Annotated in this window: 18 protein-coding genes and 1 tRNA gene; 7 read left to right on the plus strand and 12 right to left on the minus strand. The window is 29.8% G+C overall.

Features of this window, described 5'->3' with window-relative positions; genetic code table 11:
- Positions 1-185: 185 nt before the first annotated feature.
- The 6 genes from AC3IPI_RS17045 to AC3IPI_RS17070 form a co-directional block, all read right to left on the minus strand.
- Positions 186-797, minus strand: coding sequence for a hypothetical protein (locus tag AC3IPI_RS17045; RefSeq protein ID WP_489154350.1), 612 nt, complete (start codon positions 795-797; stop codon positions 186-188).
- Between the two features lie 531 nt (positions 798-1,328).
- Positions 1,329-1,985: a hypothetical protein gene (locus AC3IPI_RS17050; protein ID WP_489154352.1), complete on the minus strand. Its 657-nt coding sequence runs from the start codon at positions 1,983-1,985 to the stop codon at positions 1,329-1,331.
- A 61-nt stretch (positions 1,986-2,046) separates the two neighbouring features.
- Positions 2,047-3,435 (minus strand): serine hydrolase, encoded by a 1,389-nt coding sequence (locus AC3IPI_RS17055; protein WP_489154354.1) that lies wholly within the window; start codon positions 3,433-3,435, stop codon positions 2,047-2,049.
- A 596-nt stretch (positions 3,436-4,031) separates the two neighbouring features.
- Positions 4,032-4,316 carry an immunity 17 family protein gene (locus AC3IPI_RS17060; RefSeq protein ID WP_489154356.1) on the minus strand — a complete coding sequence of 95 codons (285 nt, stop codon included), beginning with the start codon at positions 4,314-4,316 and terminating at the stop codon, positions 4,032-4,034.
- Between the two features lie 242 nt (positions 4,317-4,558).
- Positions 4,559-5,080 carry a hypothetical protein gene (locus tag AC3IPI_RS17065; RefSeq protein WP_489154358.1) on the minus strand — a complete coding sequence of 174 codons (522 nt, stop codon included), beginning with the start codon at positions 5,078-5,080 and terminating at the stop codon, positions 4,559-4,561.
- A gap of 160 nt (positions 5,081-5,240) precedes the next feature.
- Entirely contained in the window at positions 5,241-5,669 is a 429-nt protein-coding gene (locus AC3IPI_RS17070) for a DUF5713 family protein (protein WP_489154360.1), read from the minus strand.
- 460 nt (positions 5,670-6,129) lie between these two features.
- Here AC3IPI_RS17070 and AC3IPI_RS17075 point away from each other — a divergent pair.
- The 4 genes from AC3IPI_RS17075 to AC3IPI_RS17090 all read left to right on the plus strand — a co-directional run bounded on the left by AC3IPI_RS17075 (position 6,130) and on the right by AC3IPI_RS17090 (position 7,226).
- Positions 6,130-6,202, plus strand: a tRNA-Met gene (locus AC3IPI_RS17075).
- Between the two features lie 49 nt (positions 6,203-6,251).
- A complete protein-coding gene (locus AC3IPI_RS17080; protein WP_489154362.1) occupies positions 6,252-6,506 on the plus strand; it encodes a GIY-YIG nuclease family protein in 255 nt (84 codons plus the stop codon).
- A gap of 105 nt (positions 6,507-6,611) precedes the next feature.
- Positions 6,612-6,866, plus strand: a complete 255-nt coding sequence (locus AC3IPI_RS17085; RefSeq protein WP_489154364.1) for a GIY-YIG nuclease family protein — start codon at positions 6,612-6,614, stop codon at positions 6,864-6,866.
- A 105-nt stretch (positions 6,867-6,971) separates the two neighbouring features.
- Positions 6,972-7,226: a GIY-YIG nuclease family protein gene (locus AC3IPI_RS17090; RefSeq protein WP_489154366.1), complete on the plus strand. Its 255-nt coding sequence runs from the start codon at positions 6,972-6,974 to the stop codon at positions 7,224-7,226.
- A gap of 160 nt (positions 7,227-7,386) precedes the next feature.
- Here the strand turns inward: AC3IPI_RS17090 and AC3IPI_RS17095 are convergent, their stop codons facing one another.
- The 3 genes from AC3IPI_RS17095 to AC3IPI_RS17105 form a co-directional block, all read right to left on the minus strand.
- Positions 7,387-7,980 (minus strand): DJ-1/PfpI family protein, encoded by a 594-nt coding sequence (locus AC3IPI_RS17095; protein ID WP_409416469.1) that lies wholly within the window; start codon positions 7,978-7,980, stop codon positions 7,387-7,389.
- A gap of 150 nt (positions 7,981-8,130) precedes the next feature.
- Complete coding sequence (locus AC3IPI_RS17100; protein WP_489154368.1) at positions 8,131-8,790, minus strand: leucine-rich repeat domain-containing protein; 660 nt, start codon at positions 8,788-8,790, stop codon at positions 8,131-8,133.
- Between the two features lie 345 nt (positions 8,791-9,135).
- Positions 9,136-10,803: a DUF6138 family protein gene (locus AC3IPI_RS17105; RefSeq protein ID WP_489154370.1), complete on the minus strand. Its 1,668-nt coding sequence runs from the start codon at positions 10,801-10,803 to the stop codon at positions 9,136-9,138.
- Positions 10,804-11,185: 382 nt separating this feature from the next.
- Between AC3IPI_RS17105 and AC3IPI_RS17110 the strand changes: the two genes are divergently transcribed.
- Positions 11,186-11,884, plus strand: coding sequence for a pseudouridine synthase (locus tag AC3IPI_RS17110; RefSeq protein WP_039120602.1), 699 nt, complete (start codon positions 11,186-11,188; stop codon positions 11,882-11,884).
- A 70-nt stretch (positions 11,885-11,954) separates the two neighbouring features.
- Positions 11,955-12,563 (plus strand): hypothetical protein, encoded by a 609-nt coding sequence (locus AC3IPI_RS17115; protein ID WP_489154373.1) that lies wholly within the window; start codon positions 11,955-11,957, stop codon positions 12,561-12,563.
- A gap of 302 nt (positions 12,564-12,865) precedes the next feature.
- Here AC3IPI_RS17115 and AC3IPI_RS17120 read toward each other — a convergent pair whose 3' ends face one another.
- The 3 genes from AC3IPI_RS17120 to AC3IPI_RS17130 form a co-directional block, all read right to left on the minus strand.
- Positions 12,866-13,573, minus strand: a complete 708-nt coding sequence (locus AC3IPI_RS17120) for a DUF6090 family protein (RefSeq protein ID WP_409416476.1) — start codon at positions 13,571-13,573, stop codon at positions 12,866-12,868.
- Between the two features lie 26 nt (positions 13,574-13,599).
- Complete coding sequence (locus AC3IPI_RS17125) at positions 13,600-14,736, minus strand: hypothetical protein (RefSeq protein ID WP_489154375.1); 1,137 nt, start codon at positions 14,734-14,736, stop codon at positions 13,600-13,602.
- 432 nt (positions 14,737-15,168) lie between these two features.
- Entirely contained in the window at positions 15,169-15,975 is an 807-nt protein-coding gene (locus AC3IPI_RS17130; RefSeq protein ID WP_052250207.1) for an SUMF1/EgtB/PvdO family nonheme iron enzyme, read from the minus strand.
- Between the two features lie 389 nt (positions 15,976-16,364).
- Here AC3IPI_RS17130 and AC3IPI_RS17135 point away from each other — a divergent pair, with 389 nt between their 5' ends.
- Positions 16,365-17,501: a helix-turn-helix domain-containing protein gene (locus AC3IPI_RS17135; RefSeq protein WP_489154378.1), complete on the plus strand. Its 1,137-nt coding sequence runs from the start codon at positions 16,365-16,367 to the stop codon at positions 17,499-17,501.
- The last annotated feature ends 216 nt before the right edge of the window (positions 17,502-17,717 follow it).

Consider the following 17,717-nt stretch of genomic DNA (forward strand, 5'->3'; position numbering starts at 1 on the left):
GAAATCTGGAGTTTTTTTCGTTTTGATATGTTTGTCCATGTTTTGTTCACGAACGGGACGCTCGTGCCAGCAGGGGATTAAATGAAGCCTTATTTTCGGATTTGCCTAAACATTCCAAGTACAAGACCATTTTCAAATCAAGTCAAATGCCCAGTTCTCTTATAGCAAGTGTTGGCAGACGTTTTTTATTTCCAAAATTCCCACCATTTTTTTATTAGAACTTCTTCTGTAAAATTATATTTAGGTGAAATTGTTTGATTTCTACCAAATTCTAATCTCTCATTTGGAAACAACAAAGCTGAATATTCTTTTACAAACTCTTTAGTGTTTTCATCGAAATTATTGAAAGCATTTCTTATCTTTTGAAAAATTAATTGTTTTCTGTCCTCTATAAACGCTTGAAATAAAAGAAATTTTAATGCAAACATCTGTTCTTCACAATCCCTGAAAGCATAACTTTCTATATAATCTAAAGCTTGTTCATTAAAATTGGCACCAATAAATTCAATTGCATCAACAAATGCTTTATCTTTCCGAGTTTTGATTAGCATTTTGTGTATGTGAAAATATATATCAACTAAATCTTTAAATTGCTCAGTAGCTAAGTTACTTTTAGAAGTAATTTCTAAACTCTTAATAGTACCCTTTCCAACACCAAGTTCAGCATACACATCTGACAATTCGTCTAAAATTTTATACGTTGATGTTGATTTTAATCTATTTTCCTCTTCTGATAATTGTTTTAACGTATCTAGAAAGCCTTGCTGATACTCGTTTAACTCATCTTCACTTTTCATTCCTTAAAATTTAATGTTAATCTCAATCCTTTTTCTATCAAAATATCTGCCAACTTATTTATATGTGTAACAAAACCACACAAAGCAATCCAAATTTTGTTCTATATGCGTGATAAATTCACACATTATCTATTTTCGACTTTCAAATATATATTTTTATTCACTGTAAATTATCAAAGGCATTTTAAATTGATTGATGCTTTTTGGTATTTATACGAGTAGCTATGAAAACAAAAAGAAGAGAAAAATTAAGATGCGAATTTTAAAATATTATAATAATCCGAGATAATGTGGTTAGATAATTGAATGCTTCCCGCTATTAAGACAAAAAAGCTTCAGAGAAATCTGGAGCTTTTTTTTATGCAGTAATTTTTTCGTCTGTCATTTTGAGCGAAGTCGAAGGAACGCAAAGATAATTACGCAAGAAATTCGTAGAAAGCAACTCTTGTTTGATTGCTTTAGATTGTGGTTAAGAAGACAGGAGACATTCACACAGCTTTCCATAAGAACTCTTCAGGGAGCAGGGTTTCGTTACGAGACAGGAAATAAATAATTATATAAGCTATCATTCTCAAGGATATCTTTACCTTTAAGAGGAGTCATTATGAATAGATAAATTTCATCTTCAATTTTATAAAACAAAAAATTTGCACTTAATTTTTTCAATCCATAATATGCAATTCTATCTGATTTTAGAATTTTATCAACTTGATTATTAATTTTTATTACAAATTCATTAAAACTCAAACTAAAACTTTTGATTGTATCATTGTTAATTTGACAATTAATTTCATAATCAGATATAAAATCAATAACATTGATTCTACAATCATTTTTGAAAACTGATGGAGATAAACACATTTCATACACTTCTGAAGCGCTAAAAACAGAAAAATAGCCAGAAGTAGAACAACCAGAATTTGAATGATAATTCAACTTAAAATCGTTAGAAACATTTTTGAACTTAATTGCTACTAAAGAATATTTTGACTCTATTTCAAACTTTGAAATAACTGTATCATTTTTCATTTTGTAACCTCCTGTACAAACGTATTTTCCTTTAAAATTTGTTATATCTTTTAACTTTATACCTTCGCTTATTATAAAATTCAGATGACCTTTCAAAATGAATTTATAACAACCAAAGAATAATAAAATAATAAAAATAGTTTCAATGTTAAATTTCATTTAGTTTTCTGTTTTTTATTATCTTTTCGCTAACGTCTTGGTACTACATTGGGTTTGGTATTTATTTCGTCCGTTTTGCTTCTATCTTCTTTCCATTCTGTAATAAAAACAAATTTGAAATTTCTCCTTTTTCGCTCTTTTCAAACTGAATTTGTGCATCTACTACTTTGTAGAAAAATAACATTTCACTTTCTACAAATATCGGGAATACCTTTTGTCCTGTCAATTGTGAAAATAGTTGGTCTTTATCTAATGAAATTTTGATTTCAAAATCTTTTTCAACTTCATAAGTCCCAACAAACTTTTGAAGTTCTTCAGTAGTAATACTAATTTCTTTTCTGATTTTTTGCACAGGCAATGGTTTATTATATAGAATATTTCTAATTGCTTTAGAAGGAATTGAAACGTTGTTGTGATTTTGAAGTATTATTATTGTTTTATCATTTGTAATATGTCTATCGATAAAAGTTACATAACCTGGCCAACCCCCATCATGGTTTGCAATTTTTCCAAAATCAGCATTTTCTTCAATTCCCCAACCAAAACCATAATTCCTTTTAGCTCCGTCTTTCAAAGTTGCTAATTCAAAAACTGCTTTCATTCCATCTTTTGTGAGTAATTTATTGGTATATAATGCTCTATCCCAAATCAATAAATCCTTTACAGTTGAATTAACTGATCCATCTCCAACAACACCATCAAGCCAAATAACAATTTTAGTTTCTTTCAATTCGTCTGGTAAAACATATTTTTTCAAACTATCTGAGTAAACATAACCAAAAGCATAATTGTCAATTTTCTTTGGCGATAATCTACGATTGTTAACAAAGGTGTTTTTCATTTTCAACGGTTGGAAAATAGCTGTTTTTAGATAGTCAGCGTATGTCAAACCCGATGCTTTCTCAATTATTGATGCCAATAGTGCATAGCCCGTGTTGCTATATTCCCATTTAGTATTTGGCTCAAATAATATTTTTGGTTGATGTTTACTAAATATATTTATTATGTCTTTGTTAGTGGCAATTTTAGATTTGTCAAATAAACTATCCATAAGCTGCATATAGTCTGGTAAACCTCCAGTATGATTTAATAAGTTTCTTATAGTTATACCTTTATAAAAAGAAAGTTCGGGTAAGTATTTCCTGACGTCATCGTCCAAATTCAACTTCCCTTTTTCTTTAAGTATCATTATCCCCATAGCTGTGAACTGCTTTGAACAAGATGCCAATTCAAAAATCGAATTTTCGTTCAATTTATCTTTTGTTGTTTCGTTTGCAAGTCCAAAACTACGGCTATAAATAACTTTTCCTTTTTCTACAATTAGAAAATTTCCATTGATTTTCTCTTTTGAATAAAGAGAATTGAGTAAACTGTCAATTTTTTGAATTCTGTCTTGTCCAAATGTAAGATGTGCAATTAAAAGAAGTCCGATTGTAATTGTTAATTTCATTTTTTATTTCTTGTTAATTAATGTAGGTGAGATGTTTCGCAAAATTGCCACCAACTTATATATATGTGTGACAAAACCACACAAAGCCTCCAAATTTGGTAGATATGTGTGATAAATTTCACACTATATTTATTTTCAAATATATATTTTTTTTTCACTACAATTTTCAAAAGGCTTTTTAATTTGAGTGATGCTTTTTGGCATTTATATGAGTGGTAAAACAAACAACAAGCTAAAAAAAATTAAGATACGCATGCTAAAATACTGTAATAATCCAAGATAATATGGTTAGATAATTGAATGCTTCCAGCTACTAAGACAAAAAGCTTCAGAGAAATCTGGAGCTTTTTTTTATGCAGTAATTTTTTCGTCTGTCATCCTGAGCGAAGTGGAAGGAACGCAAAGATAATTACGCAAGAAATGCGTAGAAAGCAACTCTTGTTTAATTACTTTAGATTGTAGGTACGAAGTCAGGAGACATTCACACAGCTTTCCATGAGAACTCTTCGGGGAGTAGGGTAAAATAAATATGTAAACTTATTTTAGGACGAGACAAACGTTTGAGGCACGAATTGCAAATCCGTGCTATCGGGTATTCAAAATGATTTATAATAAAAAAATATAATCAAACATATTATAGTTACAGTTGCTGATAGTATTGTAATATAAAGTCTCACTAATTTTTCACCAAAAATATTTATCCAAAAGAACATTCCTCTTTCATAATAATTTCCATTTTTATTTATAATCCAATCCCATTTTCTAATACTCCCTATAAAAAATAAAAGTGAAATAGCAGAAATAGACAGATAAAAATATTCTGGGTTTTGTTTTATGAAATTTGAGAATATGTCACTATATTTTGTTAAGTATTCATTCATTTTTTAATAATTATTTTTGTCAGGCAAGTGGTCGTGAAAGCATGACACATGATGTCTCAGTACTACTGAGGATTTGATAGTAAATTAAGTCCTATTCTCGGATTTACCACCCGAGCGATAGCGAAGAAATTCATAGAAAGCAACTCTTGTTATTTTCTGATAAAGATAAAATTTCTTGCGAAATATAAACGTGAATTTACCACATAATTCGAAATCTTGCCAAACGCCAGTTAGCTGAAATTTTACTTTTTCTTTTCCAACTTAATTATAACATTTCGATCTTTTGATTGATAATAATGCACTCTGATGTAGATATTTTCATCTATCTTTCCACCTCTTGATTTTGCATTATTATAGCCAAAGTCACTTAAGTCATAATCTGAAAATTCAAATTCTACGTTTTTAACATTAAATCTTTCTGTATCGTGTCCTGAAGATGGCATTCCGTGAAAGTTTTTTACATAACCTTCGACTGATTTTAATTCATAATTCAAATTGCTGTAAGTTTGGTATATTTTAATTGTTTGCATAACGAGCAGAAAAGCAAAAATGATTATTGAAGCATATTTTATTATTAGCGCTTTTGTGTTATCGAAGCTTTCGTTTTGTAGGAATAGATTCTGAATAAAACTTCCTTCTTCATTTCCATTATCTCGGATTGCATTAATTACTATCCAATAAATAAATGCAGGTATAACCACAAACCATGATTTTTTTATTACTTCCAAAATTCCAAAATCGTATATAATATCAAATTGTTCCACAAAGCTTATTTTTAAATTTTAGCTAACATTCTGTTACTACACAGAGGGTTTGGGAGTAAATTTAGCCCTATTTTTTGCTTTGCCAAATCATTCCAAAATACAAAATCAACTTTCCAGTAAGCCAATTGCCTAAATCCGTAGTTGTAGCTGTTAGCGTTTTTTACCATTCTCTGGGAGCAATCAGTTCTTCTACATCAGCATTGAATCCATATGCTTTAGCTATAAAGTCAAAGTCTGCCCCAATCGATTCTCTAGCACCAGTTTCAATTTCGCTGTTTTGCTCAAAGAATTCGTTTTGTAAATCATTTATTTTTATAGTCGCTGTATGTGTTAACTTATAAAGTTTGTCAAGATTTTTCGGCGATGTTTTTTCAATATCAATGCATAGTTCAATAAGAATTGTTTTCACTTTGTCAACAAGAAATTTTGGGAAATATGAATCAGCATACATATCTTTTAAATAAGCATAATTTTTCATTTTCTCGTTTTTTAAATTTTCTTGGTTTACAATTGCGTTTTGATTTTTCAATTGCTGACCATTACAAGAAAACAAAATCAGAGAAATTATTACAATAATATGTCTTTTCATTTTTATAAAATTAGTACTAACTTACTTATGTGTGTGACAAAACTACACAGAGCTATCCAAATTTAGGTAGATATGTGTGATAAATTTCACACATTATTTATTTTCAAATATATATTCACTACAAATTTTCAAACAGACTTTTAATTTGATAGATACTTTTTGGCACTTATATGTGTGGTTATGCAAACAAAAGCAAAATATAATTAAGATGTACATGCTAAAATACTGGAATAATCTAAGATAATCTGGTTAGATATTTGAATGCTTCCCGTACTAAAAAAAGCTTCAGATTTATTTGAAACTTTTTTTATGCAGTAAAGTATCTTGAAGTTTAATAAGTAAACTTATTCTAGGATGAGATAAACGTTTGTGCATAAGGTTGCAAATCAGCGTTATCGGGTATAATTCATTTTTTTCATTGTATAACCGTAAAGACTACGTATCTTTGCACCCGAAACAACGCGGGATAGAGCAGTAGGCAGCTCGTCGGGCTCATAACCCGAAGGTCACAGGTTCGAGTCCTGTTCCCGCTACTAAGACAAAGCTTCAGATTTATCTGAAGCTTTTTTTATGCTTTTTATCATGGAGGAATTTGTTGTTTATATTTTATATTCAGAAAAGTTTAATAAAAATTATACTGGTTATACTTCTAATTTAATTGAAAGATTTAAATCCCACAATTTTATTGAAACAAAAGGATATACTATAAAATTCAGACCTTGGGAAGTAATTCATGTTGAATTTTTTAGTTCTAAATCCGAAGCTATGAAAAGAGAAAAATATCTAAAATCCGGAATTGGAAGGGAGTTTATTAAAAATCTAATTTCTAAATTATAACTCCGTTGGGCTCATATCCGCCGCGGCGGACACAGGTTCGAGTCCTGTTCCCGCTACTAAGACAAAGCTTCAGATTTATCTGAAGCTTTTTTTATGCTTTTTATCATGGAGGAATTTGTTGTTTATATTTTATATTCAGAAAAGTTTAATAAAAATTATACTGGTTATACTTCTAATTTAATTGAAAGATTTAAATCCCACAATTTTCTTGAAACAAAAGGATATACTATAAAATTCAGACCTTGGGAAGTAATTCATGTTGAATTTTTTAGTTCTAAATCCGAAGCTATGAAAAGAGAAAAATATCTAAAATTCGGAATTGGAAGGGAGTTTATTAAAAATCTAATTTCTAAATTATAACTCCGTTGGGCTCATATCCGCCGCGGCGGACACAGGTTCGAGTCCTGTTCCCGCTACTAAGACAAAGCTTCAGAGAAATCTGGAGCTTTTTTTATGCTTTTTATCATGGATGAATTTGTTGTTTATATTTTATATTCAGAAAAGTTTAATAAAAATTATACTGGTTATAATTCTAATTTAATTGAAAGATTTAAATCCCACAATTTTCTTGAAACAAAAGGATATACTTTAAAATTCAGACCTTGGGAAGTAATTCATGTTGAATTTTTTAGTTCTAAATCCGAAGCTATGAAAAGAGAAAAATATCTAAAATCCGGAATTGGAAGGGAGTTTATTAAAAATCTAATTTCTAAATTCTAACTCCGTTGGGCTCATATCCGCCACGGTGGACACAGGTTCGAGTCCTGTTCCCGTTACTAAGACAAATCTTCAGAGAAATCTGGAGCTTTTTTGTTTTAACCCTTTTTGTCAATATCTCGTCGCGTTTACGAGCGGGACGCTCACGCCAACAGGATGGTTTTTATTCTACTTTAAAAGTGTCGTTGTCTTTATCTTCTGTCCAATTATATTCTATTTCAAATGCAATTCGTCTTGCAAATTCAATTCCGTGTTGGTCACTTATGAAACCCAAAACCATGTCTATTCCAGCACTTACACCCGATGATGTATAATATTTGTCGTCAATTGTCCAACGTGCTTTTTTGTTCCAATTTACATTTGTCCCATTTGTAATTACCCAAGCAAATGCTCGTTTATTTGAAGTTGCTGTTTTATTGTCTAAAAGTCCAGTCCTTGCTAGTAGTGCACTTCCTGTACAAACCGTCAACACGAATTTGCTGAATGTTGATATTTCTTTTATTTTATCTATGAGTAATTTATTTTCAACTTCTTTTCTTGTACCCAAGCCACCAGGAACTATAAAAATTTCCAAGTCCTCGTTAACATCTTCCAATTTCGCAGTCAAGGCAGAAACTCCATGTTTATTTTTTATTTGCCCACCATTTAACGAATAAAACTTAATAGTATATAAGTCTTCAAGTCGTCCAAAAACTTCTACAGGCCCATAAACATCTAAGGTTTCAAAGTCGTCAAATAGTAAAACTGCTATGTTCATTGTTTGGTATCTTTTAAATTTATCGCCAACGTTCTGGTACTACATGAAGTTTAGGACTAAATTAAGTCCACTCTTCGGATTTGTCAAATCATCCTAAATACAAAACCAATATTTCATTAAGACAATTACGCTATTGTATGCTTTTGTTTTTTACCAATCTTGAATGTGGATAAAGAGATTCGGTAATTGGACTTTTAAATTTTCGGCGCTTTCTTCAGAAATTTTCGTCCTGGTTATATCTAATGATTTTAAATTTGGTAAATTTTTAAATAATGTAAATGACTTTTCGGTTACACTTGTGTCAAAGAGTTGTAAATATTCGAGGTTTTTAAGATCTTTAATATTCATAAGAGTTTCATCATTAACTTCTGTTCCTCCTAAAAACAAATTAGTCAAAAGTGGTAAATTCTTTAAATAATTTAAAGTTTGACCTTTTATTAAGGTGTCGTTAAGCCATAAATAATTAATATTCTCTAAAGAAGATATAGCCATAATTGAATCATCCGTTATTCTAGTCCCTCGAAGGTTTAAATTTTTCAAATTTTTCAAACTGCTTAAATGAGAGATTCCGTTGTCTGTAATTGAAGTTGAATCAATGTGCAAAGATTCTAAACTCGTAATTTGCCCAATTTTCTCCAACCAATTATCATCAATTTCTTTTTTAGAGGATAGACTTAGAAATACTATTTCATTAGGATTTTGACCATCTTCAACAATTGTCCCGTTATATTCAAAACGATCTTGTCTATTTAAAATCCACCATTTATTTTTTTTAATATTATCTATTGCTTGTTGTTCTTTTTCTGTCATTTACGCTTAGGTTTAGATTTTTATACATTAGAGTACAACTTATTTATATGTGTGACAAAACAATACAAAACTACCAAATTGGGGTATATATATGATAAGTATTATAATTTATTCTTTATAAATCATTAAGATACGCATTTGACAATACTATAATAATCTTTTAGAATTTAGTTAGATATTTGAATCCTTCCCGCTACTAAGACAAAGCTTCAGAGAAATCTGGAGCTTTTTTTATGCAGTAAAGTATCTTGAAGTTTAATAGAATTCCTGCTTTTGAGCCTTGTACAAATACTTCATAGAAGTACTTCAGACACCATATTACCAAACCGATGTTTGCTGTAGTAGCTATTTCTTGAGTTGTTCAAGCAACAATTCTTTTAATTGTGAATCAAGTTTTAGGATTGTTTTTGTATAATCTCTTCCCCAAATAGAATAAATAATCTCTTCAACCTCATAACTTTCGAGTTTTTCCAACTCGTTAATTAAAAGTTCTAAATTTGGTTCTTTATTCATCAATGTTGCAAGGTTTTTATAAGTCATTTCAAACTGTGCAGAGAGGATACCTTCACAAATCAGAACGATTGATTTTTTAGTAACTTCATATTTGTCAATTAGGTTATTAATAAAGTATTTATGAACCATTTGATGTTCATCGTCCAATATTTTAAAATATTTACGAACTAATGGAAAATATTTTTCAGAAGTCAATCCCAACCCAAATACGGCATAACTTCCAGGTAAACAGCTTTTTTCGCCTTCTTCTACGTCATTATACCATTCAAATTCTTTCATAGCAACCAATGCATATTGCTCGATTTTATCGTGTAGTTCGGGATATTGCAAACAATTGGTAAAAAATCTGTTGGTAGAAGATTTTGCAATTCCTTTAATTGGTAAAAATTGTTTTTCGGATTTTGAAGAAAATTTAATAGAGTAACTGTTGGGAAACCCTTTTTGAAGTAGATTGATTATAAAATCTAAAGCCTTTTGGTAGCATTCCGAAGTTTCGTTTTTGATAGTAACGGAAATTGTAGAAAAAACATCATTGGCTTTACATTCTATATTTTTGTCTATATAATGAATATCTTCTTGGGCAAATAGTCCTGTGCCGAAATTAAGATATTTTTTTGCAGTTTCAGAACCGAAATCCTTGCTTGCTATTTCTAAATTTTTCAGCGCGTCTTGAGCATAATCTTTAAATTTAATCCTCAAAAAGGAAGTGTAAACCCAAAGTGAAAGTTGTTCGGCGTTTACATTTTCTTTCTTAAAATCATTTTTGATTGCATTTTTTTCAGAGAAATTTCCAGAAATATCGAAATGCAATGGTTTAAATTCGTCTTTTACCCAGTTGTTGAGCATATGCAAAATACTTCGTTCGAAATCTTCGCTTGATTTTCTGTTTTTAATGTCTTTGAAAGTGTGATTTAAACAGTGTTCTATTATTTCAATAAGCTTCATTGGTGAAAAACCCATCAAATTAAAATTTACTAGGTTGCCCGAAAACACAGTTATTTCTCTTGCATCCTTAACTTTTCTATCGAGATTGTAAATAACTTTTGTGATATAATTGTTCATCCGTTTCTGAAGCTCTAATTTTCGTTCTTCATCTTCAATGAAAAATGTTTCCTTGTATGAACCGCTTTTATATTCAAATTCCAAAATTACCTTAATACAATACCTAAACATTGGCTGATTGGCTTTGTCAAAAAAGAAATCAGAAATTTGTTGTTTCAGAATAGGAATTACATTGTCAATAAGATTCTCTTTCGACAGATTATCGATGGGTTCTGAAATTTCGAGTTTAAAGTAAGGAGTTTTGTCCCAATCGAAATCGTATATAAACAGTCCTATCTTCTGTCCTTTGAATTGAATTTTGAGATAATCGTGATAGCCTTCCTGAATTTCACATTCAGAATATGCGGTTTCTCCGATATGATTTTTTAAGTCATTTTTTGTTACTTCGACAATACCTTTCATCATATTGTCGATAATCATTTTTTCGATTGTATTCATTTCTGTTTTTTGTCGAGTTTTGTTTTGATCTAGCGATGTTGTGTTAATACCTAATATTCTAGGACTGCAGCAGGCTTGGGACTAAATTAAGTTTTTTTTTTCGTTAAACACAAATCTTAAAAGGCACGATTAACTTTAAATTAAGCCAAAACTCTAATATTGTTAAACCGCTGTTATTATCTTTTTTTATTTACTTGATAAAGATTGTACGTGTGAAGTCAGGAGACATGCACACTTCGGAGAGTTAGAGACGCAATTTCAATAGGCACTTCTTGAAATGGAATCTTTTATTATGTTTTTCGATTTAGAATAAAAAAGAAAAGGATATAAACAAATAAGTCATAAAAGTGATTTTAATCGAAATCTCTTTTACTTTTGCCAAATGTTAGAAATTCTTTACCAAGACGAATATATTATTGCAATTAATAAACCAAGTGGATTGCTGGTTCACAAATCATTTTATGCCCGCGATGCAAAAGTTTATGCCATTCAGGAGTTGAGAAATCAAATAGGAGGGCAACACGTTTATCCTATTCACCGGTTAGACCGAAAAACATCTGGGGTCTTGTTATTTGCATTGGATAAGGAGGTTTTGAAAATTATGAATGATCGTTTTGCTACACGCGAAGTTGAAAAAAAATATTTAGCAATTTTACGTGGTTGGTCACCCGAAGAACTAACGATTGATTATGATTTAATAAATGACGATGACATTAAACAAAATGCAATAACATACTTTCACCGTTTGCAAAATGCCGAAGTTGAGTTAGAGTTTAATAATAAGCCAACCTCACGATATTGTTTGGTAGAAGCGATTCCTGAAACCGGACGTATGCATCAATTACGAAAACATTTCAAACATATTTTTCATCCCATTTTAGGAAGCCGTCCACATGGTTGTAACAAGCAAAATAAATTATGGTTGGAGAATTATGAGCTGAAAGGAATGATGCTTCACGCACATCAGTTAATCTTTAATCATCCAATAAAAAACGAACAACTAATCTTGAATGCAAAGATTAATGAAGAGTTTAGCAGAGTAGGCAATATTCTTAATCTAGATTTGAGTAAGTATGAATAGAATAATAAATTTATCTTTCTTAAATTTACTCCAAAAGCTATAATGTTTAATTTCTAACTTCTAACAAAAAATGGATTTTCAGAATAATGAATTTTCGGAAATTGAATCATTAAAATCAAATAAAATTACTTTTATAGTAAAGGTTTTAGGAGCATTTATTTTTGTGAGTACAATTTTAGGAATAATTATTTCAGAGGTAGTTATCATTGAATCTGAAAAACTATCTGTTATATTTAAATTTTATTCTGTAGTGCTATCTGTTTTACTGCTATCTTTTTTGATATATGCCATAGTAAAGCATACAATTACTATCCGAAAAAATAAAATTACCAAAGTAATAGTTGATTATAATGGTTTGCACCATTATGATAATGAAATAGTTATTGAATCTCTAACTTTTAAGTCTTTATCTCCAAATCCCGATCCGAAAAATTATGATGTAGTTTTATCAGAGGGTGAAGATGTAAGTCTTGATATTTGTGTATATTATTTCGATAATGCTACAAACACAATAATTTATAAAGCCATTATATTCAATACTCCATTTTCAATACACAATGCAAAAGAATTACAAAGACATTTCATAAAAGGTGTTTTAAAGTTTCGATCCGATTTGAAAGTTTCACCTCAGGTTTTAGATTTATTAAATTTAAATAATTTGAAATTGTTTCGTCCTTAAATTTATCTTACAGGATTTACCTTTAATTCTATTTTTACTTTACAGTAATGCCACTTGCTCTCCGAAGTGTTCCTATTGCCACGATTGCGATGAGAAGTCTCCCGACTTCTCATCCATTCCAATAAGTAACAAATATCAAGTAATTTTCGTTTATTTAAGATTGCCTATAACGTCCCTCTAGTACAGCGGGCTTGAAATTAAATTAAACTCATTCATTATATTTGCTAATCATTCCAATTAACCCCAACTTCAAATTAAGGCTAAACCCGTCACATTGTCAAACGGCGGTTGTATGCCATTTTTTATTTATTCAACTCTTTTTCAATTTCTTTAATAAGTTCAATTGTTAGTGGTTTTGTATTTTTGTCGTAAACCCTTATATTATTCTTACCTAGTTTTACAAGAAATTCAATTGTCTTTTTAAATTTTGGGTCTGAATATAACTCTTGTTCTGATTTATCCGCATTTTCTATCATTTTATCAAAACACTTAAACAGAAAATCATTATAATATTTATCGACTTCGTTAATTGCCGGTACATATATTTGATAATAATTTAAGATTTTCTGTTTTAATTTTTCGTCTTCAATATAGCCAATTTTACCACTAGACTTAAAACCTTCATAATTACCAATATTCATTTTTGGTCCATGCGAATAAATTGGAAAATCAACTTTATTTTTAGACTTATAAATACTGTCAAGTTGGTGAGGTGTTAGTGCTAAAATTTTCTCATAGCTTATGTTTGACTTTTTGTATGCTTCCTTTTCAATGTCGATGTTTTTTACATCATTTTGCAAATCATTCTTTAAATTTTCAAGAAACACTGTCACTTCTTCTTGTTGATGCCTGTGTTCGCTCCAACTGTGTAAAGATATTGAAAGTGTTACAGCAAAAACGATTATAAAAATTTCTATAATGATTTCCTTCACTTTCTCTCCCAATGTATGTTTTGAATTTTTCACAGTTTTATAAATTTTTTCTGAATGTTTCGTTATTTCTTCTTGCATATTTTTTTTATTAAAATATCTTCCTATTATTTTATCGAGATTTCTTTACTTTTAGTTACTTTAGGAATATAAATAAGATAATCATACCCCTTTATAACTCTCGATAAGTATATATCATCTACTTTTAGTTTGTTTTGTAAAATAGATTTCTTTAAAGGTCTTAAATCAAAACAGTACCATTGATCATCTTTTAACACATTTAGAAAAGATTTAAAACTAGTATTATCCTCTTCGTCTTCTCCTTTTCCAACAAGCATTATATGTAACGATTTTTTCCAACTTGCTTCTTCAATATTAGAAATTAAGCTGCCTATATCATATATGTCAGTTTTTGTTAATATGGTTTCCCCTTTTGGTAGATGAACTGCACCAAACTTGAAAAGATTTTTTTTGTTTTTCCAATCGGACATTTGGTTTAGCAAGATGCTTTTCATCAGTTGAATCCTTAAGGGATGATTTCTATTAATATAAATCTCTCTACTTAACTTTAATGCTTCAATTTGTTTTCGCTCATTGTCAGAAAGTTTTAACTTCAACAACGAATCTATTTTTTGAAGGCAATCTTCGGATAATAGGTAGAATTTTTCATGACCTTCTTTAGACGCAAGTAGTTTGGAATTATGAAGCATTTGCTCATATATCTCAATCACTTTTTTATTTTTCGAAGTTTCTTTTAAATTTGAAATTATCATTTGATCTGCAAAAATGCTAATTTGTTCAACACCATGTATTTTGGTATTACGTTTAACTAAATCCTTAAGCAAATTAAATTCGGGTTCTAACTCCAAAAAAGAAAAGTTTGTACTATATTCTTTAACAAAAGAATTAAGCTGTTCGGCAGATAGAGATTTAATATTTGTTTCGATTATATCTACTGAATATGGATCAACCTCAAGAAAATAGTTATCAAACTTAACCTCATTGATAATAGCATTTGTGAAATAAGGAATTTCGTTTGTAAAATGACTTTCTCCCAACAAAACCGAATTAGATTGTTTTATTTCATCTAGCAAAACATCCCATCCTTTTCCCTGAAATGAAATATTTTTATCAATTTGGAAAGGGAAACCATTCTTTCGAACTAAACTGTCTAGTAATATGTTTTGAGCATAATTAAAATTTGTAATGGATAATGTAAGAAGTAAGAGTATTTTTTTTTTCATGTTGTATTATCTTTTTTTTTTGGTTTATTTTTTTTGGTTTATTTTGTATTATTATGGTTCCCGAAAATTGCAGCCAACTTGTTTATATGCGTGACAAAACCACAAAAAGCGACCCGGATTTGGGTAGATATAAAGGATAAGTATTATATACTATTTATTTTCAAATATATAATTTTTCCATTATAAATTATCAAAGGGATTTTTATTTTACCTGATGTTTTTGATACATAAAATGAATGTGGATACATCAACAAAAGAAGAAAAAAATTAAGCTATAATTTTGTAATTAGTGAATTTAATTTTTTCAATAGTTTTATATTTCATAATAAAGTGCCTTCTTTTTATTCTTCAAAGAAATCATCCCAAATATAAAACCTGCTTCCCAATTAAGACTATTGTCCAAATCGGTTGTAGTAACTGTTAGCGGTAGTTTTATTTATTTTTTGCAATTCTAAATCCAAATCCGTCATTTCGTGTGCCTTTTGGAGATTGGTACCTAACTTCCGGCATATGAATTCCATATTCTAATGGCTTTCCATCAGTGCTTTGGGTTTCGTAAAACCAACTAACTCCTTTCGAAATTTTATAAGCTCCTTCGGCCGGTCCTTGTGGATTTTTGGTACTTACTAAACTATCTTTTTCAGGATTATACCAATCAAAAACCCATTCACCAACATTTCCAGTCATATCATAAATTCCTAGTTCATTAGGTTTAAGTAGACCAACTTTATGAAAGATGCTGTCTGAGTTTTCTTTTACCCATCCAATCTCGATTGGATTATTACTACCACTATATTTGTAGTTTTTAGTTTTCTTTCCACCTTTAGCGGCATATTCCCACTCTGCTTCAGTTGGTAATCTTCCTCCTGCCCATTTGGCAAAGTCATTTGCTTCATCCCAAGTTGCAAGCATTGGGTTTTCATCTATCCATTTATAATATACTTTTATTCCGTGTGCATTTTCAATAGGTGCTTCAGGCATTTTTCTGCCAGTTTTTTCACAAAATTCTCTAAACTGTTTAACAGTTATTTCATATTTACTTATGTAAAAGTCATCAAGCTCTACCATTCGGTGTGGACTTGTAAAACCATTTATTGTATCTCCTTTTGGGCTAATGATGAATTGGTTTTTACCTTGTTCAAAAGTTCCACCCTCCACAAAAACATAGTCAACATTGTCTTGTTTACAGGAATTTAGCATCAAAAGTCCAAGAAAGATTATAAATGTCTGTTTTGTCATAATATCTGTTTTAAATTACTGTCAACTTATTTATATGTGTGATAATGATTGCACCCTTTTTATTTCAAATATATAATTTTCATTATAAATCATATAGGATGCGCATGCTAAAATACTATAATAATCCTCAAAAAAAATCAATAGATATTTCAATACTTACCGTTACTATGACAAATCTTCAGAGAAATCTGGAGCTTTGTTGATTTATTTAGATTTACAAAATATTGTCTGATTCAGATTACAGGCATGAAGTCAGGAATCATTAGCACAGGCTTGCATGAGAATTCTTCAGGGAGTGCCATTTTAGTTAATCATTTCTTAATCCCTTAAGAAAATTCATCAGTATTAATATAAATTCGTCTCATAAAAACAACTTTTATATTAAAAAATTGATTTATACAACACTTTTAAATATTGCGATTTTCCAGGGAATAGTCTTAGGCTTAATTATTTTAAAGTCTTCTATATTCAATAGTAATTCAAATAAATATCTGGCATACTTACTATTTACACTCTCAATTATTTTATTGAATCATGTTTTTGAGATTGAAGATGCATTTACTCCCTATCCTTTTCTACGCTTTATCGATCACATCGAGTGGGTATTTCTAATCCCTTCTTTCATATTTCTGTTTATTATAAACCGGATTGATGATACTGTAAAAAGTAAACAAAAAGCTTATTTGTGTTTTATTCCATTTGCCTATTCCGCTGTGCTTACTATTGCACAAGATCTCGATCATGTTGCAGGAATTTATGCCATTCCTGAGTCAGGCATCAATATAATCAATATACTTGGTCTGATTCATCTTTTTTTAGCCGTTACATTCATCCCATTTCTATCGCTTTACTCTTATTTTATGATAAGGCATTTAAAAGATTCAGAGGAAAAAAAATGGATAATCATCTTATTAACAATTGTTACTTCATTGTTATTCGCTTTTCTTATTATCTATCTAACCAGCTTATTTATTCAATTTGATATTTCTGCTACTATGAGCATCCTGGCTTTATCTGCAACATTCATAATTCACTGGACAGCTTATATAGGTATCTATAAATACAAACTAGCCAAAAACAAAGATGCGGTTTACAATTTTCTAAATGAAGATTTAGCTATTTCGTATAGCAATATGCAAATTGTAGAAAATAGTATATCAGATGAATATAGGGAATCTATCACGGCAGATAACCTTTACTTTCAAAGACTAGAACTTCTTTGTAAAGAGCAGCACATTTATACCGACAGTACATTAAACAGAGAAAAAGTCGCTGAAAAACTGGGCATAAGCGCAGGATATGTTTCACAAATTGTAAACACGATAACAGAGGATAATTTTGCTAATTACATTAATCAATATCGGGTTGAAGCTGTCAAGGAAATGATTTCAAATTCCGAATATGAAAACTACAATTTGCTAGCGATGGGATTAGAATCTGGGTTTACTTCAAAAACGACTTTTTATAAGGCCTTTAAAAAAGTTACAGGTCAGACACCAAATGAATATAAAAATACCAGTAAATAAGTACCAACTTTATCCATTTTTAAGTTTTTGAAACCTTTTCTTATGTGAATTTTGGGTTGAAATAATTCAAATTACTTTTTATGAAAAAAAACTTTTTATTACTTCAATCGGTATTGATTTAAACGATGGATTTACAAAAGTTGAAAGTATGGCTCGAGAATTTAGATTTCCCACTTTATTAAGGGAATTAGACAGGCTGACGAAAGAAATATAAAT

The organism is Flavobacterium sp. GL_143 (assembly GCF_057834355.1).